The 3,442-nt window shown below is 61.7% G+C and carries 3 protein-coding genes; all 3 read left to right on the top strand.

Features of this window, described 5'->3' with window-relative positions:
- Positions 1-2,172 (top strand): DUF4040 family protein (locus tag Q0M74_RS13465; RefSeq protein WP_293955308.1); only part of this gene is annotated, 2,172 nt, incomplete at its 5' end.
- Entirely contained in the window at positions 2,169-2,651 is a 483-nt protein-coding gene (locus Q0M74_RS13460; RefSeq protein WP_293955306.1) for a cation:proton antiporter subunit C, read from the top strand. The genes Q0M74_RS13465 and Q0M74_RS13460, both read left to right, overlap by 4 nt.
- Positions 2,652-3,442, top strand: a 791-nt coding sequence (locus tag Q0M74_RS13455) for a proton-conducting transporter membrane subunit (protein ID WP_293955304.1), incomplete at its 3' end; no start/stop codon positions are given.

The raw sequence follows: 3,442 nt of genomic DNA, 5'->3' as shown, positions 1-3,442 counted from the left end.
TCCGCGGTCTTCCATGATGTGGCCGCCTGGAACTGGTTGCTGATCATCGTCGGCATGGGCACGGCCCTGATGTCGGCGTACTTTGCCATCCAGAAGACAGACCTGAAAAAGCTCACCGCCTATTCCACCGTCTCCCACCTGGGTTGGATTGTGGCCACCATCGGCGTGGGCACTCCCTTTGCCCTGGCAGCGGCATTGGTGCACACCTTCAGCCATGCCCTGTTCAAGTCCTCGCTGTTCATGCTCATCGGCGTGATTGATCACCAGACCGGATCACGCGATACCCGCCGCCTGGGCAACCTGGTCAAACAGATGCCCTTCACCTTCATCTCCGTGCTGGTGGGTGCGCTGTCCATGGCTGCGGTTCCACCCCTATTGGGCTTTGTGTCCAAGGAGGGCATGCTCACCGCCTTCATGGATGCCCCCATCGGCAACCTCGGTGTAATCATCCTGCTCATCGCCGCAGGTATCGGCGCAGTATTGACCTTCACCTATTCCGCCAAGCTCGTACTCGGCGCCTTCGTCGACGGCAAGCGCGATATGTCCCATGTCAAGGAAGCACCGGTGTCTCTCTGGCTACCCGCTGCACTTCCTGGGCTTGCTTCCCTGCCGCTGGTGTTTGTACTCGGGCTTTTCGACGCTCCCATCAACGCCGCAGTTGCCGCCATCAGTGGTGCCGCCCCCGGCTTCCACTTAGCCCTCTGGCATGGTGTCAACATCCCACTGCTGATCAGTCTGCTCGTGCTGGCCGCCGGTGTGCTGCTGGCAGTACTACGCAAGAAGGTCTGGCCCGGCATTGAAAGCCGCCGCGTACCCATTGCCACCGGCAATGACACCCTGGCCATGCTGCATCATGGGCTCACCCGCATGGGACGTGTCTTTGCCAAGATGGCTGACAGCCACAACCCGCGTACCCACCTGGTCAACCTCATCCTCCTGCTGGTCCTGCTGGCCATCGTGGGCACGCTCTCCCCTGCCGTGGTGCTCGCACCGAAGGCCGAGGGCATTGATCACTGGATGGACCTGATCCCACTGACCATCATCACCCTGTCGGTGATTGGTCTTGCCACCAACCGCAACCGTTTGAGCTCCGCGGTGTTCATCGGCACCGTTGGTGTGGGTGTCTCCCTCCAGATGCTGCTGCTGGGTGCACCGGATGTGGCCCTGACCCAGTTCCTGGTGGAAGGCCTGGTTGTTGTGGTGATCATGATGGTCCTGCGCTACCAGCCCACCATGTTCAAGAAGGCCCCCAACCAGCTCCGCGCCATCATCATCGCAGTGCTGGCCGGTGGTGCCGCATTCCTGGCCGCCTGGGGCCTGCTCGGCCGCCACGACCGCTCCGAACTGGCCATCTGGTACCTGGAAAACGGTCCGGAGATCACCGCAGGCACCAATGTGGTCAACACCATCCTGGTGGAATTCCGAGCCTTGGATACCCTGGGCGAACTTTCCGTCCTGGGTATGGCCGCCGTGGTCATCGGTGCCGTGGTGGCTTCCATGCCACGCCATCCATTCCAGCGTGGCACCCACCCACGCCCCTTCGGTCAGTCACAGCTGAACTCCATCCCACTGCGCCAGCTGGTTCGCTTCCTGGTTCCGATCCTGGGAATCTTGAGCTTCCTGGTGTTCATGCGTGGCCACAATGATCCTGGCGGCGGCTTCATCGCAGCCCTGATCGCCGGAGGTGCGCTGATGTTCCTCTACCTGTCCAAGGGTAAGGACGGCAAGATCTTCGGAGACAACGTGCCTTTCCTGCTCACCGGCATCGGCATCCTCATGGCGGTGTTCTCCGGCGTGATCGGCTTGGCTGGCGGATCCTTCCTCTACGCCATCCACTTCGAGTTCGCCGGCCAGCACTGGACCACCTCCATGATCTTCGATCTCGGTGTCTATCTGGCGGTGCTGGGCATGGTCTCCATGGCCATCAATGCCCTGGGTGGTTATCTGCGTCCCGGTTCCCCACTGGAGGACCTGGACTTTGCCCGCAAGGCCGGCCCACTGCCACCCACCCCACCGGTGGCCTCTGAACCAGATGATGACAGCGACTGGCCAGATCCCCTCAACCCGGCCACCGCCGATGTGGAGACCGTCATGGCCAAGACAGCTGGAAGCACTGGAAACACTGGGATCACTGGAAACACTGTCCCTGAAGATAAGGAGAACCAGCGATGATCCTCGCACTGACCATCGCCGTCCTCTTCGGCGGCGGCGTCTACCTCATCCAACAGCGTGGCATGGTGCGCATTGTCTTCGGCATGTCCCTGATCGGCCACGCAGCCAATATCACCATCTTGTATGCCGGTGTTCCCGCCTGGCGCGGCGAGGCCTTCCCGGACCGCACCGCCATGTCCGAGGCGGCCGATCCCCTGCCCCAGGCCTTCGTCCTGACCGCGATTGTCATCGCGATGGCCACCACCACCATCATGTTGGCGCTGGCGGCACTGGGACGCAGTGATGACACCCATGCCATCGAGCCGGATGATGATCAGTCCCCACTGACCACCGCGGCACGCTCGGTGATCAAACCAGGCCACAGTCCAGTGGCCTCACGTGAGGCCCAGTCTGCGGCTCTCCAGGACGCTGGTGTTGCCCGGGATACCCGTGCGCAGTCTGAGAACACCACCAACAATCAGAAGGAGGACCGACACTAAATGGCTCCCGATTTACTCCTTCCGATTTTTGTCGCAGTACCACTTGCTGCCTCTGCCCTGGCGGTGATCCTGCCGGGCAGGATGCTGCGCGATGTCCTGCACATCGCCGTGCCCTTCGCCGGCATCTTCGCCGGCATGTGGCTCTTCGCCCACACCGCAGAACACGGCACCATCGCCCACAGTGTGGGTCTCTATGTGGGTGGCGTGGCCATCCCCTTTGCCGCTGATTCCTTCAGCGCGATCATGATCATCACCACCTCCATCGTGGCGGTGGCCGCCAACTGGTTCGCCACCACCGTGGGTGAAACCCGGGCGCGTTTCTACCCGGCACTGTCTCTCATGCTGATCACCGGTGTCAACGGTGCCCTGCTCACCGCTGACCTGTTCAACTTCTTCGTGTTCATCGAGGTCATGCTGCTGCCCTCCTATGGTCTGATGGCCATGACCGGCACCTGGTCCCGTCTTGCTGCGGGACGCATCTTCGTCCTGGTGAACCTGTCGGCCTCCACCATCTTGTTGGTCGGTGTGGGCATCCTCTACGGTGTCACCGGTTCCGTGAACATCGCAGCACTTCAGGGCGTTGTCCAGGGCAATGGCACCGCAGCTGTCGCCATGGGCATCGTCGTCATAGCCATTGCGGTGAAGGCCGGTGTCTTCCCCGTCCACACCTGGCTGCCACGTACCTACCCCGGCACCTCAGCTGCGGTGATGGGCCTGTTCTCCGGTCTGCACACCAAGGTTGCGGTGTACATGCTCTACCGCATCTACGTGATGATCTTTGATCTGGATCC

The organism is uncultured Corynebacterium sp. (assembly GCF_945649885.1).
Lineage (GTDB): Bacteria > Actinomycetota > Actinomycetes > Mycobacteriales > Mycobacteriaceae > Corynebacterium.
This window is presented reverse-complemented; position numbering and strand designations above follow the sequence as displayed.